The 19,601-nt window shown below is 55.9% G+C and carries 18 protein-coding genes and 3 pseudogenes; 11 read left to right on the top strand and 10 right to left on the bottom strand.

Going from position 1 to position 19,601, the window contains the following annotated elements; translation table 11 throughout:
• Positions 1-360: 360 nt before the first annotated feature.
• Complete coding sequence (locus ACZ1GU_RS13470; protein ID WP_472648470.1) at positions 361-660, bottom strand: hypothetical protein; 300 nt, start codon at positions 658-660, stop codon at positions 361-363.
• 127 nt (positions 661-787) lie between these two features.
• Positions 788-1,249: a lasso peptide biosynthesis B2 protein gene (locus ACZ1GU_RS13465; protein WP_472648469.1), complete on the bottom strand. Its 462-nt coding sequence runs from the start codon at positions 1,247-1,249 to the stop codon at positions 788-790.
• A 104-nt stretch (positions 1,250-1,353) separates the two neighbouring features.
• Here ACZ1GU_RS13465 and ACZ1GU_RS13460 point away from each other — a divergent pair, with 104 nt between their 5' ends.
• Together ACZ1GU_RS13460 and ACZ1GU_RS13455 are read left to right on the top strand one after the other, a co-directional pair.
• Positions 1,354-2,214, top strand: coding sequence for a hypothetical protein (locus ACZ1GU_RS13460; protein WP_472648468.1), 861 nt, complete (start codon positions 1,354-1,356; stop codon positions 2,212-2,214).
• A gap of 69 nt (positions 2,215-2,283) precedes the next feature.
• Complete coding sequence (locus ACZ1GU_RS13455) at positions 2,284-3,474, top strand: asparagine synthetase B family protein (protein WP_472648467.1); 1,191 nt, start codon at positions 2,284-2,286, stop codon at positions 3,472-3,474.
• Here the strand turns inward: ACZ1GU_RS13455 and wecB are convergent.
• The 4 genes and pseudogenes from wecB to ACZ1GU_RS13435 form a co-directional block, all read right to left on the bottom strand.
• A pseudogene (gene wecB / locus ACZ1GU_RS13450) lies at positions 3,468-4,461 on the bottom strand (non-hydrolyzing UDP-N-acetylglucosamine 2-epimerase). The gene ACZ1GU_RS13455 and the pseudogene wecB sit on opposite strands and share 7 nt — an antisense overlap.
• A 141-nt stretch (positions 4,462-4,602) precedes the next feature.
• Entirely contained in the window at positions 4,603-5,922 is a 1,320-nt protein-coding gene (wecC, locus tag ACZ1GU_RS13445; RefSeq protein ID WP_472648466.1) for a UDP-N-acetyl-D-mannosamine dehydrogenase, read from the bottom strand.
• A 125-nt stretch (positions 5,923-6,047) separates the two neighbouring features.
• On the bottom strand, positions 6,048-6,575 hold the full coding sequence (locus ACZ1GU_RS13440; protein ID WP_472648465.1) for a glycosyltransferase: 528 nt from the start codon (positions 6,573-6,575) through the stop codon (positions 6,048-6,050).
• A complete protein-coding gene (locus tag ACZ1GU_RS13435) occupies positions 6,521-6,967 on the bottom strand; it encodes a glucuronosyltransferase (RefSeq protein WP_472648464.1) in 447 nt (148 codons plus the stop codon). The genes ACZ1GU_RS13440 and ACZ1GU_RS13435 overlap by 55 nt, the downstream gene beginning before the upstream one ends.
• A 67-nt stretch (positions 6,968-7,034) precedes the next feature.
• On the opposite strand from ACZ1GU_RS13435, the gene ACZ1GU_RS13430 reads away from it, so the two are divergent.
• From ACZ1GU_RS13430 to ACZ1GU_RS13400, 7 genes and pseudogenes are all read left to right on the top strand, one after another.
• The gene (locus ACZ1GU_RS13430; protein ID WP_472648463.1) at positions 7,035-7,190 is read left to right on the top strand and encodes a CoA transferase; all 156 of its coding nucleotides are present in this window, start codon (positions 7,035-7,037) and stop codon (positions 7,188-7,190) included.
• Between the two features lie 11 nt (positions 7,191-7,201).
• Complete coding sequence (locus ACZ1GU_RS13425) at positions 7,202-8,137, top strand: CaiB/BaiF CoA transferase family protein (protein ID WP_472648462.1); 936 nt, start codon at positions 7,202-7,204, stop codon at positions 8,135-8,137.
• A 3-nt stretch (positions 8,138-8,140) separates the two neighbouring features.
• Positions 8,141-8,590: a MaoC family dehydratase gene (locus tag ACZ1GU_RS13420; RefSeq protein ID WP_472648461.1), complete on the top strand. Its 450-nt coding sequence runs from the start codon at positions 8,141-8,143 to the stop codon at positions 8,588-8,590.
• A gap of 62 nt (positions 8,591-8,652) precedes the next feature.
• Positions 8,653-10,385 (top strand): annotated as a pseudogene (locus ACZ1GU_RS13415) (DUF3604 domain-containing protein).
• Positions 10,369-10,584 carry a DUF3604 domain-containing protein gene (locus ACZ1GU_RS13410; RefSeq protein WP_472648460.1) on the top strand — a complete coding sequence of 72 codons (216 nt, stop codon included), beginning with the start codon at positions 10,369-10,371 and terminating at the stop codon, positions 10,582-10,584. The pseudogene ACZ1GU_RS13415 and the gene ACZ1GU_RS13410 overlap by 17 nt, the downstream one beginning before the upstream one ends.
• Complete coding sequence (locus ACZ1GU_RS13405; protein WP_472648459.1) at positions 10,581-11,390, top strand: peptidylprolyl isomerase; 810 nt, start codon at positions 10,581-10,583, stop codon at positions 11,388-11,390. Before ACZ1GU_RS13410 ends, ACZ1GU_RS13405 begins: the two co-directional genes overlap by 4 nt.
• The gene (locus ACZ1GU_RS13400) at positions 11,390-12,397 is read left to right on the top strand and encodes a HupE/UreJ family protein (protein ID WP_472648458.1); all 1,008 of its coding nucleotides are present in this window, start codon (positions 11,390-11,392) and stop codon (positions 12,395-12,397) included. The genes ACZ1GU_RS13405 and ACZ1GU_RS13400 overlap by 1 nt, the downstream gene beginning before the upstream one ends.
• On the opposite strand, the gene ACZ1GU_RS13395 is transcribed toward ACZ1GU_RS13400, so the two are convergent.
• From ACZ1GU_RS13395 to ACZ1GU_RS13380, 4 genes are read right to left on the bottom strand one after another with little or no spacing between them, the layout of a single operon-like run.
• Positions 12,374-13,807 carry an efflux transporter outer membrane subunit gene (locus ACZ1GU_RS13395; RefSeq protein WP_472648457.1) on the bottom strand — a complete coding sequence of 478 codons (1,434 nt, stop codon included), beginning with the start codon at positions 13,805-13,807 and terminating at the stop codon, positions 12,374-12,376. The two genes, ACZ1GU_RS13400 and ACZ1GU_RS13395, sit on opposite strands and share 24 nt — an antisense overlap.
• Positions 13,808-13,811: 4 nt before the next feature.
• Positions 13,812-14,828: an efflux RND transporter periplasmic adaptor subunit gene (locus ACZ1GU_RS13390; RefSeq protein WP_472648456.1), complete on the bottom strand. Its 1,017-nt coding sequence runs from the start codon at positions 14,826-14,828 to the stop codon at positions 13,812-13,814.
• Between the two features lie 20 nt (positions 14,829-14,848).
• The gene (locus tag ACZ1GU_RS13385) at positions 14,849-15,589 is read right to left on the bottom strand and encodes an ABC transporter ATP-binding protein (protein ID WP_472648455.1); all 741 of its coding nucleotides are present in this window, start codon (positions 15,587-15,589) and stop codon (positions 14,849-14,851) included.
• Positions 15,586-16,722 (bottom strand): ABC transporter permease, encoded by a 1,137-nt coding sequence (locus tag ACZ1GU_RS13380; protein WP_472648454.1) that lies wholly within the window; start codon positions 16,720-16,722, stop codon positions 15,586-15,588. The genes ACZ1GU_RS13385 and ACZ1GU_RS13380 overlap by 4 nt, the downstream gene beginning before the upstream one ends.
• Positions 16,723-16,951: 229 nt before the next feature.
• Here ACZ1GU_RS13380 and ACZ1GU_RS13375 point away from each other — a divergent pair, with 229 nt between their 5' ends.
• Together ACZ1GU_RS13375 and ftsH are read left to right on the top strand one after the other, a co-directional pair.
• Positions 16,952-17,500, top strand: a complete 549-nt coding sequence (locus tag ACZ1GU_RS13375; RefSeq protein ID WP_472648453.1) for a TetR/AcrR family transcriptional regulator — start codon at positions 16,952-16,954, stop codon at positions 17,498-17,500.
• 120 nt (positions 17,501-17,620) lie between these two features.
• A pseudogene (gene ftsH / locus ACZ1GU_RS13370) lies at positions 17,621-19,595 on the top strand (ATP-dependent zinc metalloprotease FtsH).
• The last annotated feature ends 6 nt before the right edge of the window (positions 19,596-19,601 follow it).

Raw genomic sequence — 19,601 nt, 5'->3', positions numbered from 1 at the left:
TCTCTCCCGGGCAAGATTGTTAGAATGTGTTCAGGCAGCGGGATGAGTTGTAGCAAAGGAACGAGCAGCGTCATCCCTATCAAAGCAGCCAAAGCAAAGGGGGCATTCTTCCAAAACGCTACCAACTCTTGGCGATGGAAGAACAAGACGATGAGGGCAGTCAGCTGCACTGCCAAATTGGTCAGCCCATAGCGTACGCCGCCACCTCCCAGCAGAATTGCGACGAGCAATAGGGCGATCACCCATTTGCTGTCGCGTCTTGAATGGGATTCGACCAAGCCGGACATCCAGCGCGGTTAGGAGGTTGCATGAAAGGTGGCGAGCGACAATTGGCGTCCAGACCTGTCCCGGTCGACTGGCTCAAGCAGCCCCTGGCGATTGATTGATCGGCGGCGTGTTGGGTTCGCCAGTGCTGCTACTCAACACAATCAACGCGATGATCACAGCCGCTCCGCCTATCAACGCGTAGACGTAGGCGCCAACCTCATCCTCTTCACCAAACCAGAATTCCTGTGCGGTCCAGCGCGCGCCAAAATCACCGAGTGAATTCGAGTAGTTGGTCGAGTAGTCTCCGGCACGCGTATTGGCTTGTGCGGCGACAGGCGTAATCGCCAAAACACAAGCCAGTGTGGCCAGTGAAATTTGACTAAAAGCCTTCATATGGCACTCCAATATGTTGCGACTTCAACGTCATGATAGATGTAGATTCATTAAGATAGCAAGAAATACGTAGACCGCGCACGTGCGATGGAGCCCCCAGCCCTTGATAGCGATCTAAGCGGACCTGTCAGTACCGCGCTTTTTTGTGCGTCAATACAGTGTATTCATCAACGTCCCCGCCCGTGATGATCAGACCGTTGCAGATCAACCACGCGTGCGCCCCGAATGGCTCATCTGGTCGGTTCTTGACCCCAAGATTCAGCTGCGTTTCCAAACCTGATGAATGGATCCATCTCCTCGCAGCAATCGCTTGCACCAAACAGTCGGTACGCCAAGGAAGCTTCTTGGCGAGGCGCGGAATTACAAACTGAATGCGCAAAAGCATGGGGAGCGGGTCTATCGGGCCAGTTGAGAGCCCTTTGCTTTCGCCATAGGTCGCAATCTCACGGGTATCGATGGTTCCGAGCTCAATCCGAGCTCGTGCCAGCTCTCCTATGCCACGAATGCTATACGGGATGAGCCACTGCCAGTCTCGAAACCTCAACTTGTCCTTCTGGATCAGGTGGGGCGATGTTGGCGTCTTGGTCATGGTTCTCTATCGTGTCACCAAACGTGCCGCTCGCCTAGTGCCAATCGGGCAGGGATATTGAGGAGCAATTTGAGCAAATGCCGCAGGACAGGATCAGAGATCGCTTGGCTGATCCCGAGTATCGCTACCTCCATCTAGCCGCTGTTTCCGCTCTTTCGAAGATTGATGGGTCACTTTGGTATGATGCCAAATTCGTGCGGCGCTTCGAGGCGGCGCAACTTTATCTTGCAGAAATCGCGCCAGACAAGCTGGCTCCGTTTCGGGAAGGATTTTCGCAATTACAGCGATACGGGCGCGGGCCCGTCAGAGAATGCAACCCACCGATAGAAATTGCTGTGCAACATGAAATCAGGCAGGTCGTAGCTGACCTTCCAGTGCATAACTTACAGCATTATGAGCTAGAGCGATTTGGCCGGCATATTTTGCATGACCATCCCTACTTTATCGAACTGCAAAAGCGTCTTTTGCCTTGGGTCAGTGAATTGGTCGGCTGCCAGCTTGCCTTGGGATACAACTTCTTAAGTCTCTATGGGCGGACGGGAAAATGTGAAGTGCATATGGATCAGCCGGTATCCATGTTCACGCTCGACTATTGCATTGATCAGAGCGAGCCTTGGCCCATTTCCTTTAGCGATCCGGTGGACTGGTCGTGTCTTTCAATATCGCAAGACCGACAAGCCCGAGAGGTTATGAAAGACCAAAAAATCAAGTGGGAGGATTATGCGCTGGAGCCGGGTCAGGCTCTACTTTTCTGTGGCAGTTCGCGCTGGCATTACCGCAAGTCTATTGCGCCGGGCGGCTTCTGCAATTTGCTTTTCCTTCACTACTATCCGGCTGGTGCCGAGGGCCTGGTTCATCCCGAACTATGGGCCAGTCATTTCGGATTTCCCGAGTTAGAGCCGTTCTGCTATCTATTCGAAGTTGAAGATGGTGCCTCAACAAGGCTGGCGTCCGTGGAACAATGACTTCGATCGCAGCGATATACGACGGCAATGGCGTCGATCCGTACCGCGCTCAAGAAAATGCTGTCGGCAATGAGCAATCGTCGATCTGATGGCAGTGATTTCTGGCTCGATGATCAAGGCGAGCCGGCCAGCAATGGCGGAAGTCGAGTGGGTCTAGGGGCGAATCTTCTCCTCACCACGCAGAATGCTCAAGATGAAATACAACCGCGCTTGAGCGAAGATCAAAAAGTCGCGCTTGTGTTCGATGGATATCTTGCCAATCGCGATGAGGTGCGGGCAGATTTTCGTAAGCGGTGTATTCCTTTACGCGACCAGTCCGATGTCGAATTGGTTTTGCGCGCTTACGAAATTTGGGGTTCGGGATGCGCCAGGCACCTTGATGGTGAGTTTGCGTTTGTGATCGCAGACTCGCGCCGGGCAGAATTGGTCTGCGCCCGCGATCATCGCGGACTGCGCCCGATGTTCTTCCACCATGACGGCGAGAGACTGATTGTCGCGAGTGATCTTGCGGCAATGGTTGGCCAGATTAATCCAAAGCCAAAGCCGAACCTTGACTATCTCGCCGGGCTGATGGCGGACAAATGGTTCGATCGGGAGGCCACGCCTTGGCAAGGTATTAGACGGCTACAGCCTGCCCATGTGATGACCTTCGCTAATGGAAAACTCGCTTTTGAGCGTCATTGGGCGCTCAACACCGATATCTCCAACCGTCACACAAATGATGCCGACTATGTTGAGCACTACCGCTGGCTTCTGACAGATTGCGTTCGGCGTGCATCGCGCTCGGGCTTCAAGGTTGGCTACAACGTAAGTGGGGGGCTCGATTCCTCAGCCATTTTTGCGATCGCTGATCGACTCGCGCGGCGCGGAGAATTGCCCGCCCCGGGGCTTGCCGGCTACACGCTTGTAACGGAGCAAGGCTCTCCAGGCGATGAATTGGAATTCGCAAGAGCGGTCGGCGAGCATCTCGGAAGGGAAATTACTGAGGTTACGCTTTGCCAGCCACCCCTCGAGTGGTTCCAAGCACAAGCGCAGTCGAATTTTGACATCCCAATCGCCACCAATGGGGCGATGACGCGCGATCTGGAACGTCAAGCTGCTGCGGATGGCTGCCGCGTCTTGATCGGCGGAGATGGTGGTGATGAATGGCTGCAAGGCAGTGGCCCATTGAAAGTGAATTGGCTGTTCGATTTGGGATGCGCCGCGATGGTTGCTGGATGCGCGCTTTGGTCTGGCTTGGAGAAGAAGCCCGATCAGTGATGAGCTGAGATGATCTGGGCTATTCGCTGCGCCGATTTGCCATCTCCATAAGGATTGTGTGCCTGTGCCATTCGCTCGTAGGCATCGGGGTTGTCGAGCAATTTGACTGTCTCATCGACGATGGTGCTGGCCTCTGCTCCGACTAATTTTGCGGTGCCTGCCCCAACACCTTCAGGCCGCTCCGTCGTTTCACGCATGACAAGGACAGGTTTGCCCAAACTCGGGGCCTCCTCTTGTATCCCGCCAGAGTCGGTCAGGATAATGTGGGACGCTTCCATCATCGCCACGAAATTGAGATAATCAAGCGGCGCAATCAGCGCGACTGATGGGATCTGCGCAAGCTCTCGATGCATTATTTCCGAGACATTCGGGTTAGGATGGACAGGGTAGATGATCGCGATGTCGTCACGCTGAGCCAGCGTGCGCAAGGCGGATGCGATCCTTTCCATTCCCTCACCGAAATTCTCGCGACGATGAGCTGTGACTGCGATGATTTTCTTGTCAGAGAACCGCTGTTTGAGCGGGGCGATTATGTTCGCCAAGCCTAGGTCTTTAGCCAGCCTCTCCCTCGCTGCAAACAAGGCGTCGAGCACTGTATTTCCCGTCACAAATATCGAAGATTTTGCAATATTCTCAGCCAGTAGAGCGTCGTACCGCGCCTTGTGTTGGGGCAAAGTGGAGATCTGAGATCGCGCCGGTAACCTTGCGGTTCACTTCTTCTGGCCATGGTGAATAGATATCGCCACTGCGCAGCCCGGCCTCGACATGACCAACCGGGATGCGGCGAAAATAGCAAGCAAGCGTTGCCATCATTGTGGTGAGCGTGTCGCCATGAACGAGAACACGGTCTGGCTTCTCGGCGTCAAGCACTGCTCCAAATTCAGTTATGATCCTAGCTGATAGCCCATCAAGCGATTGGCCCGGTTGCATCAAATCGAGATCGATGTCTGCGGTGATCCCAGCAATTTCCATGACCTGATCGAGCATTTCACGGTGCTGCGCAGTTACAGCTACGCGAACATCAAAGCATTCGTAGCCGCGCAGCGCGCTTACGACCGGGAACATTTTGATGGCTTCCGGTACGAGTGCCAAACGTAACCAGAATTTTGGTCCGATCTTGGCTGTTTGTCATTTGCTGAGCATGCCTCTTGTGTCGAAGACGATCTTGCCGTTGAGCTGTTCACGGTCGAGCGATTTGAAATCAGTATGGTCGACCAAGACGACAACGATGTCTGCTGTACTGAGTGCCTCGTCAAGGTCGCAAAGGTGGGCACCTGCGTCTGCCAGCGTGGGGCTGAGGACGTCAGTAAAAGGCTCTACCACCTTCAGCCTATTTCCGAGATTTGGTGCCAATGCCTCAGCAATCTCTAGTGCCGGGCTTTCGCGGAAATCATCGATGTCAGGCTTGAAGGCTAGGCCAAGCAAGGCGACCGTGCTGTCGGGCTGCGATGCGACCAGCGACCTGATCCGGTTTTCGGTATGTTTTGCCTTGTGATTATTCACTTCGCGAGCCGTTCTTATGAGCCTCGCACTGGCCGGAGCGCCCGCTACAAGAAACCACGGATCAACAGCAATGCAATGCCCACCGACGCCCGGTCCTGGTTGAAGAATGTTCACCCTTGGATGGCGATTGGCGAGCCGAATGACGTTCCAAACGTCCACGCCGATCTCATCGGCGATCATGGATAGCTCATTCGCGAAGGCGATGTTCACATCCCGGAAGCTGTTCTCGACCAATTTGACCGTTTCAGCGACCCGAGCGTTTGTGATCAGGCAGGTTCCTTGCACAAAGCTGGAATACAGCGCTGCGGCTCGTTCAGCGCAATCTGGCGTCATGCCGCCGATGACCCGATCGTTCGTGATAAGCTCTTTAACAATTTTGCCTGGCAGCACCCGTTCTGGACAATACGCCAATGCAATATCCGCCTTGCTTGGCGCAAAGTTGGTCTCATCAGCGAAAGTGGGAATCTGCAGATCGGGCCTGAGTTCAGCAAAGATTTCAGCCACACGCTCGGTTGTCCGAACTGGCGAAGTGCTTTCCAGAATGACACATGCCCCCTTTTGCAATTTGGGTGCGATGACGCGAGCAGCGTCCTCTACGAACCCTATGTCTGGCTCGTTGTTTTCGGCTAAGGGTGTCGGCACAGCGATCAGATAAAAGTTCGCTTTGGGGACCTCGATCGAGGCCCTAAGGCGACCTTCGGCGACGCCATCTGTTACGAGCTGATCGAGATCGCGCTCTTCAATGTGCACGCGTCCGCTATTTACTGTATCTACTACGCTCTCGGAAATATCTACGCCGCAAACGTTCCAGCCAGTGCTTGCCAGCACAGCTGCCGTCGGCAAGCCGATATAGCCAAGACCAATCACCGCCACTTGAACGTCAAGCGCTGGCTCTACCGATCCTAGTGGATCGAGGGTCTTTTCTGCATCAAAGGGTGCATTCATCTGCTTATAGCCTCAAATTTGGAAGGCTTCATGGAGCAGAAGGGCTTAAAATCGCGTTAGGCTTGCCAGCATTTTTACCATGCTGGGCGCTTGACCGTGATAGCCTGTGTCGATTTGAGCGGCTTTCAGGCCGCGAAGATAAAATTCTCTATCTTATCCAAGAGCTTGCTGCTTGGCCGTGCTTCGGTATCAGGCGGTGCTAGCTCATCGGTTGGTCGATGCAGAAGCTCGCTTAGCTGAGGTTGATCTTCAGCGACGTAAATACCTGGTAAAGCGATCAATTGTTTCGCAGTGGCGATCTGGTGGTCGTTGCGATGTTCGCGAAGCGCCATTGATCGTGGAAACAGTATAATCGGCTTCCCCACCCGCCTGGCGGTGAGCACGGTTCCGACCCCAGCATGCGCCACAATTACGCGTGATCGCGCCGCATGGGCTTCGAGCTCCGCTGCACCGAAATTGCGCTTCCAATCCATGTTTTGGGGCTCAAATTCGCCTTTCCCGATTTGAGCGCAGACCGGTTCATCAAGTGACGGCGCAATGTCATCCATCGCTTTGACAAGCCGGTCAAAACCTAACTGCATTCCAACGGTAACCAAAATCAAAGCACGGATCCTGCATGCGTAACACGGTGAGCGTCTGCAAGATGCTCCCACTGTGTAAGTGTTTCATGCGAGATGAACCTCGAAAGACTGCCGCAGATGGAGAGCTGCTCTGCGTTGGCCAGACTGTCGATCCAGAGCACTTTTGCACCGAGCAACCGACCAGCAAGCGCGCAAAAGAGGCCTGGCGCAGCGCCAGTTGAAATCACGACATCAGGTCTCTCGCGGAGCGCGACGGCAATTGCTTGGGCGAGGCAAATCAGCGCGTGAATTGGTTTGCTCTTATTGCAATCAATAATCGCAACGGCGTCAGCAATCCCGTGAAATTCTGCCATGCTTTTGTCGGTGGTGACGAAGCACACTTCGTTTTGGCCAAAGGCTGAGCGCAGCAACATCAATTGTTCCCAATGCCCGCCAGCAGAGGCAGCAGCCAAGACCCGTTTCACGATTTCACTCCTGTTTTGCCGTGAGATTCTTGCCAGTCGTTGCGCAGCGGGTCAAAGGTGTTCTCTAATGTTGGGAGATGACGCGATGTCGCAATCGAACGGTCCGCTAACCGGACTGCGGGTAGTTGAATTCACTGGGATCGGTCCAGGACCACACGTCGCGATGCTTCTGGCGGATCTCGGCGCAGAGGTCGTCCGGATCGAGCGGTACCGGGCACGCTAATAAGCAATCCGGTGGTGGAGCGGGCGAGGCATCGCGTCGAAGTTGATTTGAAGAGCGAGGAGGGGAAAGCCTTTTGCTTGTCTGCGCTCTCCAACGCAGACGTCGTTATTGAAGGTTTTCGCCCCGGTGTGATGGAGAGACTTGGGCTGGGTCCAGACGTCTTGTGCGCCGCAAACGAGCGACTGATTTATGCTCGGATGACTGGGTGGGGCCAGGACGGTCCGCTAGCGAAGTCGGCTGGCCACGATATCAATTACATTGCAGTCACCGGGGCACTGTCGGCGGTTGGCCGAGCGGGCGAACCTGCAGTGCCACCGCAAAACCTCGTTGGGGATTTCGGGGGCGGCTCACTTTATTGCGCGTTCGGCATTCTTGCCGCGCTTTACGAGCGGGAACGCTCGGGCAAAGGGCAGGTCGTAGATGCTGCCATTGTCGACGGTGCCACCAGCTTGATGAGCTTCTTTTTTGGCGTCAGAAATCGTCCTTACCTCTCCACCGAGCGAGGCAAAGGTATGCTTGGCGGGGCTGCTCATTTCTATCGCTGTTTTGAGTGCGCAGATGGTCGAGAGGTTTCTGTTGGGGCGATCGAACCCCAGTTCTATGCAGAGTTTTTGACGAAGTCCGGTGCGCCGGAGCACTTGCAAGCTGGCCAAATGGATTCGAGCAATTGGGATGATTATGCCGCGGCTCTAGCGACTATGTTCAAGACCAAAACTCAAGCTGAGTGGTGCGATCTGCTTGAAGGCACAGACGCTTGCTTTGCGCCGGTCCTTAATGTCGATGAAGCGCGCAACCATCCTCACTTGCGAGCGCGAGGAAGCTATATTGAGAATGACGGCGAATGGCACACGGCTCCTGCTCCTCGCTTCAGTCGCACACCAGGAACCATAAGAGGTAGCGATATGGATGGTGCGGATGTAGTCGCCGCTTGGAAGGAGGGGCGATAAATTATGGCTGGGAAATTCTTTGATCAATGGACAGTTGGCGACCGGATCGAGCATGAAATCAGGCGCACGGTGACCGAAACGGATAATCTGCTGTTTTCGACAATGACTCACAATCCTCAGCCGCTGCATCTGGATGTGGAAGCCGCCAAGGAAAGCGGATTTGGACAGATCCTCGTCAATTCCACTTTCACGTTTTCATTGCTGGTCGGTCTGTCGGTCGGGGATACGACGCTAGGCACTCTCGTTGCCAATCTCGGGTTCAACAACGTCACCACACCGAAACCGGTGTTTATCGGCGATACGCTGCGCGCGACCAGTGAAGTCAAAGAATTGCGTGAAAGCAAATCTCGTCCCAAAGCGGGCATCGTCACTTTCACGCATGAAATGCTGAATCAACGCGATGAAGTTGTCTGCCGTTGCGAGCGAACTGCCTTATTGCAAAGATCTGCCTAGCCCGCCGTACTTGACGCAAGGCTTCTGACGGGCGCACACTTCTCAGCGGAGAGTTGAGGGGAATGATGCGTCAATCATGGACATTGGCAGCGCTGGCATGCTTTGCGGTGAGCGGTTGCGACAGCTTGGAGAGTGTTGACCCCTCTCAAAGCGGAGATGGCGAAGGCACCATAGAGCTCGCAGAATTTCCCGATCGCCCGTACTGGGGCGACACGCACCTTCACACTGACAATTCGGTCGATGCTTTTGGCTTTGGTGTCCGCTTGGGTCCAGAAGCTGCCTTGCAATTTGCGAGCGGTGAAGAGGTGACGGCGACGACTGGCATGAAGACGAAACTTGCCCGGCCGCTCGATTTTCTCGTTATTGCTGATCACTCCGACGGCTTGGGCGCTACTCGAAGGCTGTATGATGCACCTCGGATCGGTGTGGTCGCCATGGGCGATGATACGCTGCTGCGATGGTACGACATGATGCACGAAAGCCCAGAGCAGTCCCAATTGGCAATTGCCGAGCTGATCACTGCTGCTGCCAATGGCAGACTTCCCGAAGCCCTGAGCGATCCAGAACGGCAACGCGAGGCTACAACGGAGATCTGGAACGCGCACATCGAATTGCTCGATCGCTATAATAAGCCGGGTGATTTTACTGCATTGGCCGGCTTTGAGTGGACCTTAATGCCGGACGGCAACAACCTTCACCGCGTCGTGATGTTTCGCGATGGGAGCGACAAAACCAGCCGAATCCTGCCCTTCCCAGGTCTTTCAACAACGCCTGAGCAATTGTGGGACTATATGGCGTCTTACAGCGAGACCACGGGAGGCCAGGCACTCGCAATCCCGCACAATTCGAACCTCTCGAACGGCTTGATGTTCGAAACCACAATGCCGGATGGTAGTCCGATGACCTCTGAATATGCGGCGAAGCGTGCGGCGGCAGAACCAGTGGTTGAAGTAACGCAGATTAAGGGTGACAGCGAGACGCATCCATTCCTGTCGCCGAATGACGAGATGGCAGGTTTCGGCGTCACCGGCTGGGAGCTTGGAAACCTGCCGCTGACCGCGAGGACCAACCCGGATATGTATGCCGGGTCCTACGCTCGCGAGGCATTAAAGCGGGGGCTGTCGCTTGAGGAACAGCTTGGCGCAAATCCTTATGCATTCGGGATGATTGGCTCGACCGATAGCCACACGTCGCTTGCGACAGGTGATGAAGACAACTTCTGGGGTAAGCACAGCGGCAACGAACAGGATAACAGAGGTCGGGCCAATCAGGCTCAAAATCTAGGCACCAGAGAAGGCAGGTTTGGTTGGCACTATCTGGCAGGGGGATATACCGCCGCATGGGCGCGGGGCAACACCAGAGCTGAGATATTTGACGCGTTTGCTCGCCGCGAAGTCTACGCCACAACCGGTCCGCGCATGACGGTTCGCATGTTTGGCGGTTTCGATTTCACCGAGGATGATTGGGATGGCGATTGGGTTCGCGAAGGGTACACACGCGGCGTTCCAATGGGGGAGAACTGACCGGACGGGGGGCGGCGCCTAGCTTTATGATCTCCGCATTGAAAGATCCTGACGGTGCCAATTTAGACCGCGTTCAAGTGGTGAAGGGCTGGGTCGACCAAAATGGATCGACGCGAGAACGTGTCTTCGATGTAGTCTGGAGCGAGATGGAGGAGCGTCAACTCACGAACGGTTCGGTTCCAGCGGTGGGTGATACGGTCGACCGCGCGCAAGCAACCTACACCAATGATATCGGCGCGGTACGAGTTACGCACCGTGTGGGTCGACCCTGATTACACAGAAGGTCAGCGCGCTTTCTATTATGTTCGTGTGATTGAAATCCCGACACCGCGATGGACTCTGTTCGATGCGAAGCGGTTTGGCATTACCTTGTCCGAAGAGGCGCTCGCGGACGCGGTTGCGCAAGAACGCGCCTACACCTCACCAATTTGGCTCAAGCCCGCTGCTCCAGCGATCATGGAGGAGGGGTGAGCTGGCCTCAGTGGACACGCGAACCGCTGGTCCATTTCCTGTTTGCGGGGGCTTTGGTTTTTGTCTTCTTTACTCTGCGCGGCGCAGATATCGATCCTTCAAGCCGTGTGATCGAAGTTGACCGGGACGTTCAGGCTGAATTGGCACTGCGCTTTGAGCGGACCTTGGGACGGGCTCCAACCGATGCGGAACTCGACCAACAGATTGCACAATATGTGCGCGATGAGGTCTTGTATCGCGAGGCTTTAAAATTGGGCTTGGATCAGAATGATCCGGTTGTTCGGCGACGCTTGGTCAGCAAAATGGATTTCGCCGCCAGCGCGCAGGCAGAGGCTGCAACCCCGCGTGAAGCGACTCTGCGCGACTGGTTTGAGCAGAACCCGGACCAATTTTCGGGGAAAGCAGAATTTAGCTTTGACCAGCTGTATTTTTCAAAACTGGAAGCCGCACGAAATGCGCTGAACTCCATCGGGCGGACCGAGAATTGGTCAGAGAGCGGGGAAGCAATCAGCCTGTCGAGATCGGTCGACAGCATGACCTCGAGCGATATTGAAGCCCGCTTCGGTAAAGAGTTCCTGAATGCGATGGGGCCATTGGAGACAGGTTCGGCTTGGCATGGCCCGTTGCGCTCTGGATTTGGGTGGCATCTTGTCCGTTTGCGCAAACGCGAAGTGAAAGAAACGCCGGAATTCGAACAGGTCCGCGGCGAAGTTGAGAAAGCCTGGCGTACTGCCACAATCGCAGACCGCAAGAACTCCGCCTACAACGTGCTGCGCGAAGCCTACACTGTCGAGATAGACAAGTGATGGGCGCGTTTCGAAAGTTGTTCGTAGTGATCGCCCTTGGGCTGGTTTGGTGGTCGGCGCCTGCAGCAGCTGACGAGATGCGGCCCGCCGTAATGGACTTTGAACAGATCAGCAAAACAGAGTGGTCGCTCGACTGGAAGTTGCCTTTGGCCGTGGATCGCTCTGCTGATTCTGCGTTCGCGGTTAGACCGATCCTTCCGAGCAACTGCGCTTACGCGGTGGAGCCAATTGTCCGTGTCGCAGACCTTGCTCAAACGGGTCACGCGAAAGTCCAATGCGAGGGACCGATTGAGGGACGGCGCGTTGGCTTCGATGGGCTGTTCGGGCGGAGCGACGCGTTGCTGCGCTACGTCCCCATGGCAACGCCAGTTCAGACTGTTCGGCTGACTGCAGACTCTCCAACAGCAGAAATTGCTCCCGAACCAAGCCGATGGCAGGTTTTTCAGAGCTACTTTATCATCGGTGTCGAGCACATCCTCGCGGGATGGGACCATTTGTTGTTCGTAATCGCGTTGGTCTTGCTGATCGTAAAACCTTGGCCGGTCATCAAGGCTGCGACCGCATTTACCATCGCACATTCCATCACATTGATCGCTTCAAGTTTAGGCTATGCTGGTTTGCCAGGTCGCCCTGTCGAGGCATTGATCGCATTATCGATTGTGTTTCTGGCGGTCGAATTGGCCAAGTCATTGAGGGATCCGGCCAGCGAGACCTGGACCAAGCGCGCACCTTGGATCGTCGCATTTGCTTTTGGCCTGCTCCATGGCTTTGGTTTTGCAGGAGCGCTTGCCGAAATTGGCCTGCCCGGGGGAGAAGTCCCAGCGGCTCTCCTGGCATTCAATCTGGGGGTGGAGGCAGGGCAGCTGCTGATTATCGCCGGCCTATTGGCGCTGCGAGCGATGATCGTTCGAATTGCGCCCAATGCAGAGGCTCCGGCGCTCAACCTCGCAAGTTATTTTATAGGGATCATAGCGAGCTATTGGCTATTCGAGCGCATCTTGCTCTGATTGGCTTCCGCCCAATGCTTGCCATAAGATGACGCGTGCACGCTCGGCCTCTCCAGATGCAAGTGCGGCCCGCGCGCCGCTATCGTCTGCGGCTCGGCGAGCCTCTAGCACAGTCAGAAAATCAGCCAGCCCCGCTCTGTATCTTGTGTCAGCCAAACGCGCGGCGCGCTGCAATTCGTCACGCTCCTTTGTTGCGAGCTCTGCTTGCCGGTCGATTGCATCGATTAGGCCGTAGGCTGTCTCTGCTTCACCCAGCGCTTGAAAAACTACTCCGCGATAGGCTGCAAATGCCGCGCGCTTGTTTGCTGCGGCGCCGTCAATTTCGGCTTCGATCCGGCCAAAGTCGAGCAGCGGCGCCGCCAATCCCGCCGTCGCAGAACCGACAAGCGAGTTGTTGTCGAACAGGTCGCCAAGATTGAACGCCAATAGGCCCATTGCTGCGGATAGGGTGAGCTGCGGAAACCGTTGACGAGCGGCTGCCGCGAGGTCTGCGTCAGTGGCAGCAAGTTCGGCGTTTGCCGCGAGCACATCGGGTCGGTTGGCAAGCAATTGTGATGGCAAGGAGGCTGGCGCAGACGGAAGTGCGCCGCGTTCGGCTGGAACCACAGTCAGGGTTTGACTGACCACGCCAGCATTTCGCCCTGTTAGTACCACCAAGCGACCGATAATGCGGGCGCGTTCATTATCGAGCGTTGCCAGCCGTGATCGCGATGCGCTCGCCGCTGCTTCTGCTCGAACGCGGTCGAAACCGGGCGATAAACCTGCGTCCTCGCGAGTCTTGGCGAGCTTCGCGAGTTGCTCCGCCGCTTGGACATCATTGCGCAATTCAGCTTCGCGGGAGGCCAGCGTTCGCCAGTCGATCACGCTGGTCGCAATCTCTGCAACCAGAGCAATTCTCACGCCGGCTGCAGCAGCGTTTGCGCTGTCGACCCGGGCGAGGGCAGCGCGCTCCTGCGCCTTCAACCGGCCAAAAAGATCGGCGTCCCAGCTGGCGATCAGGTTGGCTCCGTATTGAACCTGCTCGGCGTCGATAAAGCCGCCCTGCGCCGCGCCATCACCGAACTGTGCTGGATTGATGCGTGTGCCGGTGACTGCTGCATCGCCAGAAATTGTCGGCAACCTGCTCGCTCCTGCACCGCGAGCGCCGGCGCGGGCCGCCTCAATTCGGGCCAAAGCTTCAGCGAGGTTCGGACCGCTTTCGATTGCCGTTTCGGACAAGGCAACGAATGCGGGATCATGGTTCGGCAGCAGGTCTCCAAGAGCTGCATTTGTGCTCGCTGATGGAGCGTAGAGAAATGCTTCGGGTAGATCGGGCGCTGGCGTTGCGATCTCTGGCGGCGGCCCTGCAACACAACCAGCAAGAGCCAGCGGCGCGGCCAGACCAAGCAGCTTTGGTGAATACAAATGCATCGCCTCAGCCTTCCTGCTCTGCGCTTGGTTCGGCTTCGTTCTTGGTATCGTCTCCATTGTTGGCTGGAATAAACGCGTCGACCTGCTGACCGACCCTGAACAGATCGCCGCTTGGCAGTTCGTAGATGACTTGGAGCACCCTTACGTCAACACGCTCGGCTGCGCTGTTGGTCAGTTGTCTTTTGGGAACGACTTGGGGCTCGGCGCGAACAAATTTGGCTTTCACCTGCTCGCTCGCTGCGCCGCGCGGGCTCACCGTCGCATCTGCACCCAGGGCCAAGCGTACAGCCTCGTTCTCATCCACATCGATTCGTACATGCAGGGGTCGAGTCTCGCCCATTTGGATGAATGGAGTCGAACTGCCACCTTGAGTGGAAACGAATTCGCCTGGGCGGATGTTTACCGCAAGAATTTCTCCAGCGATTGGCGCGCGGACCGTCAATCGGCCCAATTCAGTTCTCGCGCTACCAGCGCTTGCTTGCGCAGCCGTGAGCCGAGCGCGCGCCAGTTCCAGACGGCTGCTCGCGGCGGAAGCATCTCCTTCCGCGCGGATGACCTCAGCTTGGCTAACCGCGGCAGGATCATCAATGTTCCTGTAGAGAGCGAGCTGACGCTGAGCGGTGGATCGCGCGGTCTGCGCCTCGCGAATGGCTGCGCGCGCCTCACCAATCGCAGCATTTGCTTCTTGAAGGCGCGCCCTGATCGCCCGATCGTCGACAACGAACAGGGGTTGCCCTTTTTCGACAAAGTCACCCGGCTGAACCCGCAGATCAACGATCAGACCGGAAAGCGCGCTGCCGACGTCGATGATTTCACTCGAGGGCTCGACCAGACCTGAGCCCGCAACACGGTTGCTGTCAGCCAACTCGCCCGTCGCTTTTGGCGGTTCCTGATCGGGTTCGCTCAGTTCGCGATCCGGCAAGAGCTCGAACACGTAGAGCACAGCAATGATAAGACCGATCAATGCAATGACCGGCAGAACTTGGCGCGAAAAACTGATTTTGGAGGGGAGCAAGGCCATAATATCCTCAAACGGTGAGATCAGTGGTCATCCGGCATCTCTGTGCCATCATGGGTTACAACACCGTCCTCAAGCACGAGGATGCGGTCTGCGAGATCAAAAATGCGATTGTCGTGGGTCACAATTATACAGGCACGATCGGGTGCGACTGCGACTTCGCGCAGCAGGTCCATGACCCGGCGACCAGAACTTGCGTCGAGCGCCGCTGTTGGTTCATCGCACACTACCAAACGGGGTTCATGAACCAGCGCTCTGGCGATAGCGACGCGTTGTTGCTGGCCTCCCGATAGTTGGTTGGGCAGCTTTTCGGCTTGATCGCCAATATTGAGTTTTTTGAGAAGCTCGATTGCTTTTTCGCGTGCGGGAGCAACGTCCATCCCCTGCGCGATCAGCGGCACGGCGGCGTTGGCTGCGGCATCGATTGAGGGAATCAGATTATACTGTTGGAAAATAAAGCCGATGTTTTCCAATCTGAAGTTGACCAGATCGGTGTCTGACAGACTGTAAATGTCTGTGCCAAAGACCTGCACTTCGCCTTCGGTCGGCCAGAGAATACCGCACATGATTGAGATCAGGGTGGTTTTTCCCGAGCCACTTTCTCCGACGACATAGGTCATCTCGCCAGATCGAATATCCGTGTCGATCCCGTGAAGGACGCGGATTGTTGACTGGCCAGCCTGGAAGTCGCGCACGATTCCGCGCGCACAAATCGCAGTTGCGTCTTGGTCGATCATTTGATCGGGTTCTGCATTCGTACTCACCGGAACACCGCTGCGGGTTCTGTGCGAAGGACGCTGCGGATCGCGATCCAACCGGTCAGGGCCAAAATAATAAACACTGCGCCGAGACTGATGATCGGGATTGGGAGCGGGATATAGAAACCCTTAAATTCAGGAACTTCGCTAAACCCATACATAAAGAGCGCTGTGCCCATCACGCCGAGGGCATATCCGATCAAGCCGACAAGCGCGGCCTGTGCAGCGACCATTTTGATGATCTTGGCATTGGTTACACCAATGGCTTTGAGCGCACCGAATTGCTTTATATTATCGCGGATGAACAGGCTGAAAGTGAGCCCCACAATTGCAACGCCGACAACGAAGCCCAAGAATACCGTAATCCCGAAATTGGTCGGGATACCGGTGTTCTGGATGATAAAATCGACCCCTGCTTGAGCCAGCTCATCACGTGTACGTGCCTTCAGCCCTGTCTGCTCTTCGATCCGAAGTGCGACCGTTTTTGGATCGGTGCCCTCACTAGCTCCCGCAAGGACGAAACTTAGGCGATTGCGTGTGCCGGGGACATAATTCAGCGCCTGACTGTATTTGGTATAGAGTGTGACCTGGCTAGTGAAGCTGGGAATGGAATCAGCGATACCGCGAATAACGGCACGCTGATCATTTAACTCGAGCCGCTGGCCGATTGGATCAGTCCCGTCCTCAAACATATTCACGACGCCAAGATCGTCGATGATGACGGAATCGGGGCGCGAGAGGCTTTCTTTTGCTCCTTCGAGCATATTTTTGGGTAGGCCGATCAGTGTTGCGTCATCGACGCCGATAATCGCCACCTGTTCCAAATCACCGGTGCTACTTCGCACTGAGGCAGCCGAGCGAAGATGCGGAACAGCCCACTCAACCCCGCGCACGGAGCGCACTTCATCAAGGGCGGTGGCGGGCATTTCAAATTTGACATCAGTGGTGCGGCTGACCGGGTCCATAACCCAGATTTCAGCCTCAGCGACATTATATACGCCGCTTGCGCCGCGCTCGATCAAGTTGACGAAAATTGTCAACTGCTGCGTGATCAACAAGGTCGAAAAGCCAATGCCGAACAAAAGCCCGTAAAACTTTTGGGCATCGCCAGTCAGCATCCGGATTGCGATCCAAAGCATGGGATGGGGGAACCTTTTCGCGCAGTGAGGGGTTGCAGGAACAAGCGGTTTAGACAATAGTGAACGATATCGTTTAACTGAACGGTGACGTTCAGATTGTCAACTGGCAAAAACAGGATGAGTTCCAAAGAATTGAAAAATAGCTCGGAAAAACCGAAACCGGGCCGCCCGTCCGACGTTGCCAAACGCCATGCGATCATTGAGGCGGCATCCGAGCGATTCTTTGACGTTGGATTCGCTGCGACTTCTATCGAGCAGGTCGCGGCACGATGCCGGTGTCTCAAAGGTGACCATTTACAATCACTTCGGAGACAAGCGCTCGCTCTTCGCAGCCACTGTCGAGCGCGAATGCGAGAAGATGCGCGGCTATTTTAGCCTTGAGGGGGTTCCTCACGGCTCTATCCGAGACCGTTTGACTGTCATTGCTCAAGCGATGTTTGCGTTTTTATCCCGTCCGGAAATGATTCAGTTTGACAGGCGTATCGCGGCAGAAACCGAATACGAGCCAGCGATCGGTCACGCGTTTCTCGAGGCGGGACCTTGGCGCATGAAGCAGAGCTTCAGCGCTTGGTTGGCGCATGCTTGCGCGACTGGCGAATTGGATATTGAAGACGCGGACCTCGCCGCCGAGCAATTCGTTTCAATGGCCAAGGGTATGGGTGACCTTGAGAGGCGCTTCGGCGCGGTACCAAGCCAAGAGGATAACGACCTCAGGATTGCGGGTGCCGTGGATGTATTTCTCAGGGCGTATGCGCCTTCGGACCAGTGCGACGTCTGATGTGATCGTTTCGCGCTATCAGTCTTATCAGAAATTCAGTTGAACACACTCTGTCGAACCTAACTTGCCATTCATCCATCCGCGCCTACATATTCTGTTGGAAATAAGGAATCTGAGCGAATGAGCGACGAAAACGACCCGCAGCAAAACCCACCGGAAAACCCCAATCCTTGGGTAAAGCAATTGATGATCTGGGGCGGCATCTTCATGGCGCTGCTCGTGGTTGTGTCCATGTTCAACAACGGCGCCGCGCCAACTGGTCAACAAATCCGCTATTCCGAATTCCGTGAAGCAGTTGCCGAAGGGCGCGTGAGTGAAGTTCAGATTGCACCCAACTTGATAACTGGCACGCTCAAGAATGACGAGAAGCCATTCTCTACTATCCCAGTCCCAAGCGATGACGGCCTCACAGAACTGCTGGATGAGAACGGAGTAAAATACTCCGGCGAAGCGGCTGAAGAACCCAATGTACTTTTTTACATCCTGATCCAGTCGCTGCCATTTATTCTGATCCTCGGTATCGCATTTTTTGCACTGCGCCAGGTCCAAAAAGGCGGCGGCGGCGGCGCCATGGGCTTCGGCAAGTCCAAGGCCAAGATGCTGACCGAGCGGCAGGGCCGTGTTACCTTTGAGGATGTCGCTGGCATCGATGAGGCGCGCGAGGAACTCGAAGAGGTCGTTGAGTTCCTGAAGGACCCCCAACGATTTTCAAAACTAGGCGGCCAGATCCCCAAGGGCGCGCTGCTGGTCGGCTCGCCTGGTACGGGTAAGACCCTGCTTGCTCGCGCAATTGCGGGTGAGGCTGGCGTTCCGTTCTTCACCATCTCCGGCTCGGACTTTGTTGAGATGTTCGTTGGCGTCGGCGCCAGCCGCGTGCGCGACATGTTTGAACAGGCCAAAAAGAATGCTCCGTGTATCGTCTTTATCGACGAAATTGATGCGGTCTAGCCGCTCGCGTGGCCATGGCCTTGGCAACTCGAACGACGAACGCGAGCAGACGCTCAACCAGCTCCTCGTTGAGATGGACGGCTTTGAAGCCAACGAAGGCATCATCATCGTTGCGGCGACTAACCGCCCTGACGTGCTTGACCCAGCTCTGCTGCGTCCAGGGCGCTTCGATCGCCAGGTCGTGGTTCCGATCCCAGACATCGATGGCCGCGAGAAGATCCTCGGCGTGCACATGAAGAAAGTTCCGCTGGCACCCGATGTGAATCCACGCACCATCGCGCGCGGCACGCCCGGATTCTCAGGCGCGGATCTCGCAAACCTTGTGAATGAGGCGGCCCTCTTGGCGGCGCGGCGCAATAAGCGCCTTGTCGCGATGCAGGAGTTCGAAGACGCGAAAGACAAGGTCATGATGGGTGCGGAGCGTCGCTCCATGGTCATGACTGAGGACGAGAAAAAGATGACAGCCTATCACGAGGCTGGCCATGCTATCGTCTCCGTCCACGAAGAGGCGTCGGACCCGATCCACAAGGCGACGATCATCCCGCGTGGTCGCGCGCTGGGTATGGTCATGCGTTTGCCTGAGCGTGACAGCTATTCCTATCACCGCGACAAGATGCATGCGAACCTCTCGGTAAGCATGGGCGACCGTGTCGCTGAAGAACTGATCTTCGGCCACGACAAGGTGAGCTCTGGCGCATCATCCGACATCCAATACGCGACCGACTTGGCCCGCAATATGGTGACCAAGTGGGGCATGTCGGAAAAGCTCGGGCCACTGCAATATGAGCAGAGCCAAGAGGGCTATCTCGGCATGGGTCAGACCGCGCGCACGATGGGCGGTGCGGAGACGAACAAGCTGATCGACGCTGAGATCAAAGGCTTGGTTGAAGGCGCCCACAAGCGAGCGACCGAGCTGCTCAAAAAGCATGAAGATCAGCTGCATCTTCTTGCTCAAGCGATGCTTGAATACGAAACGCTCACGGGTGATGAGATCAAGCAGCTGTTGGAAGACGGCAAGTTTGACCGCCCCGACGAGCCGAAGGGACCTTCGGTGGTCCAACCAGCGCATGGCTCGGCCATTCCAAAGGCGGGAAAGCGGTTTGGCTCCAAGGACGATAAAGGTGGTGCAGCACCGCAAGGTGCCTGACGCTGC

The sequence above is a fragment of the Erythrobacter sp. HA7-11 genome (assembly GCF_055693605.1).
This window is presented reverse-complemented; position numbering and strand designations above follow the sequence as displayed.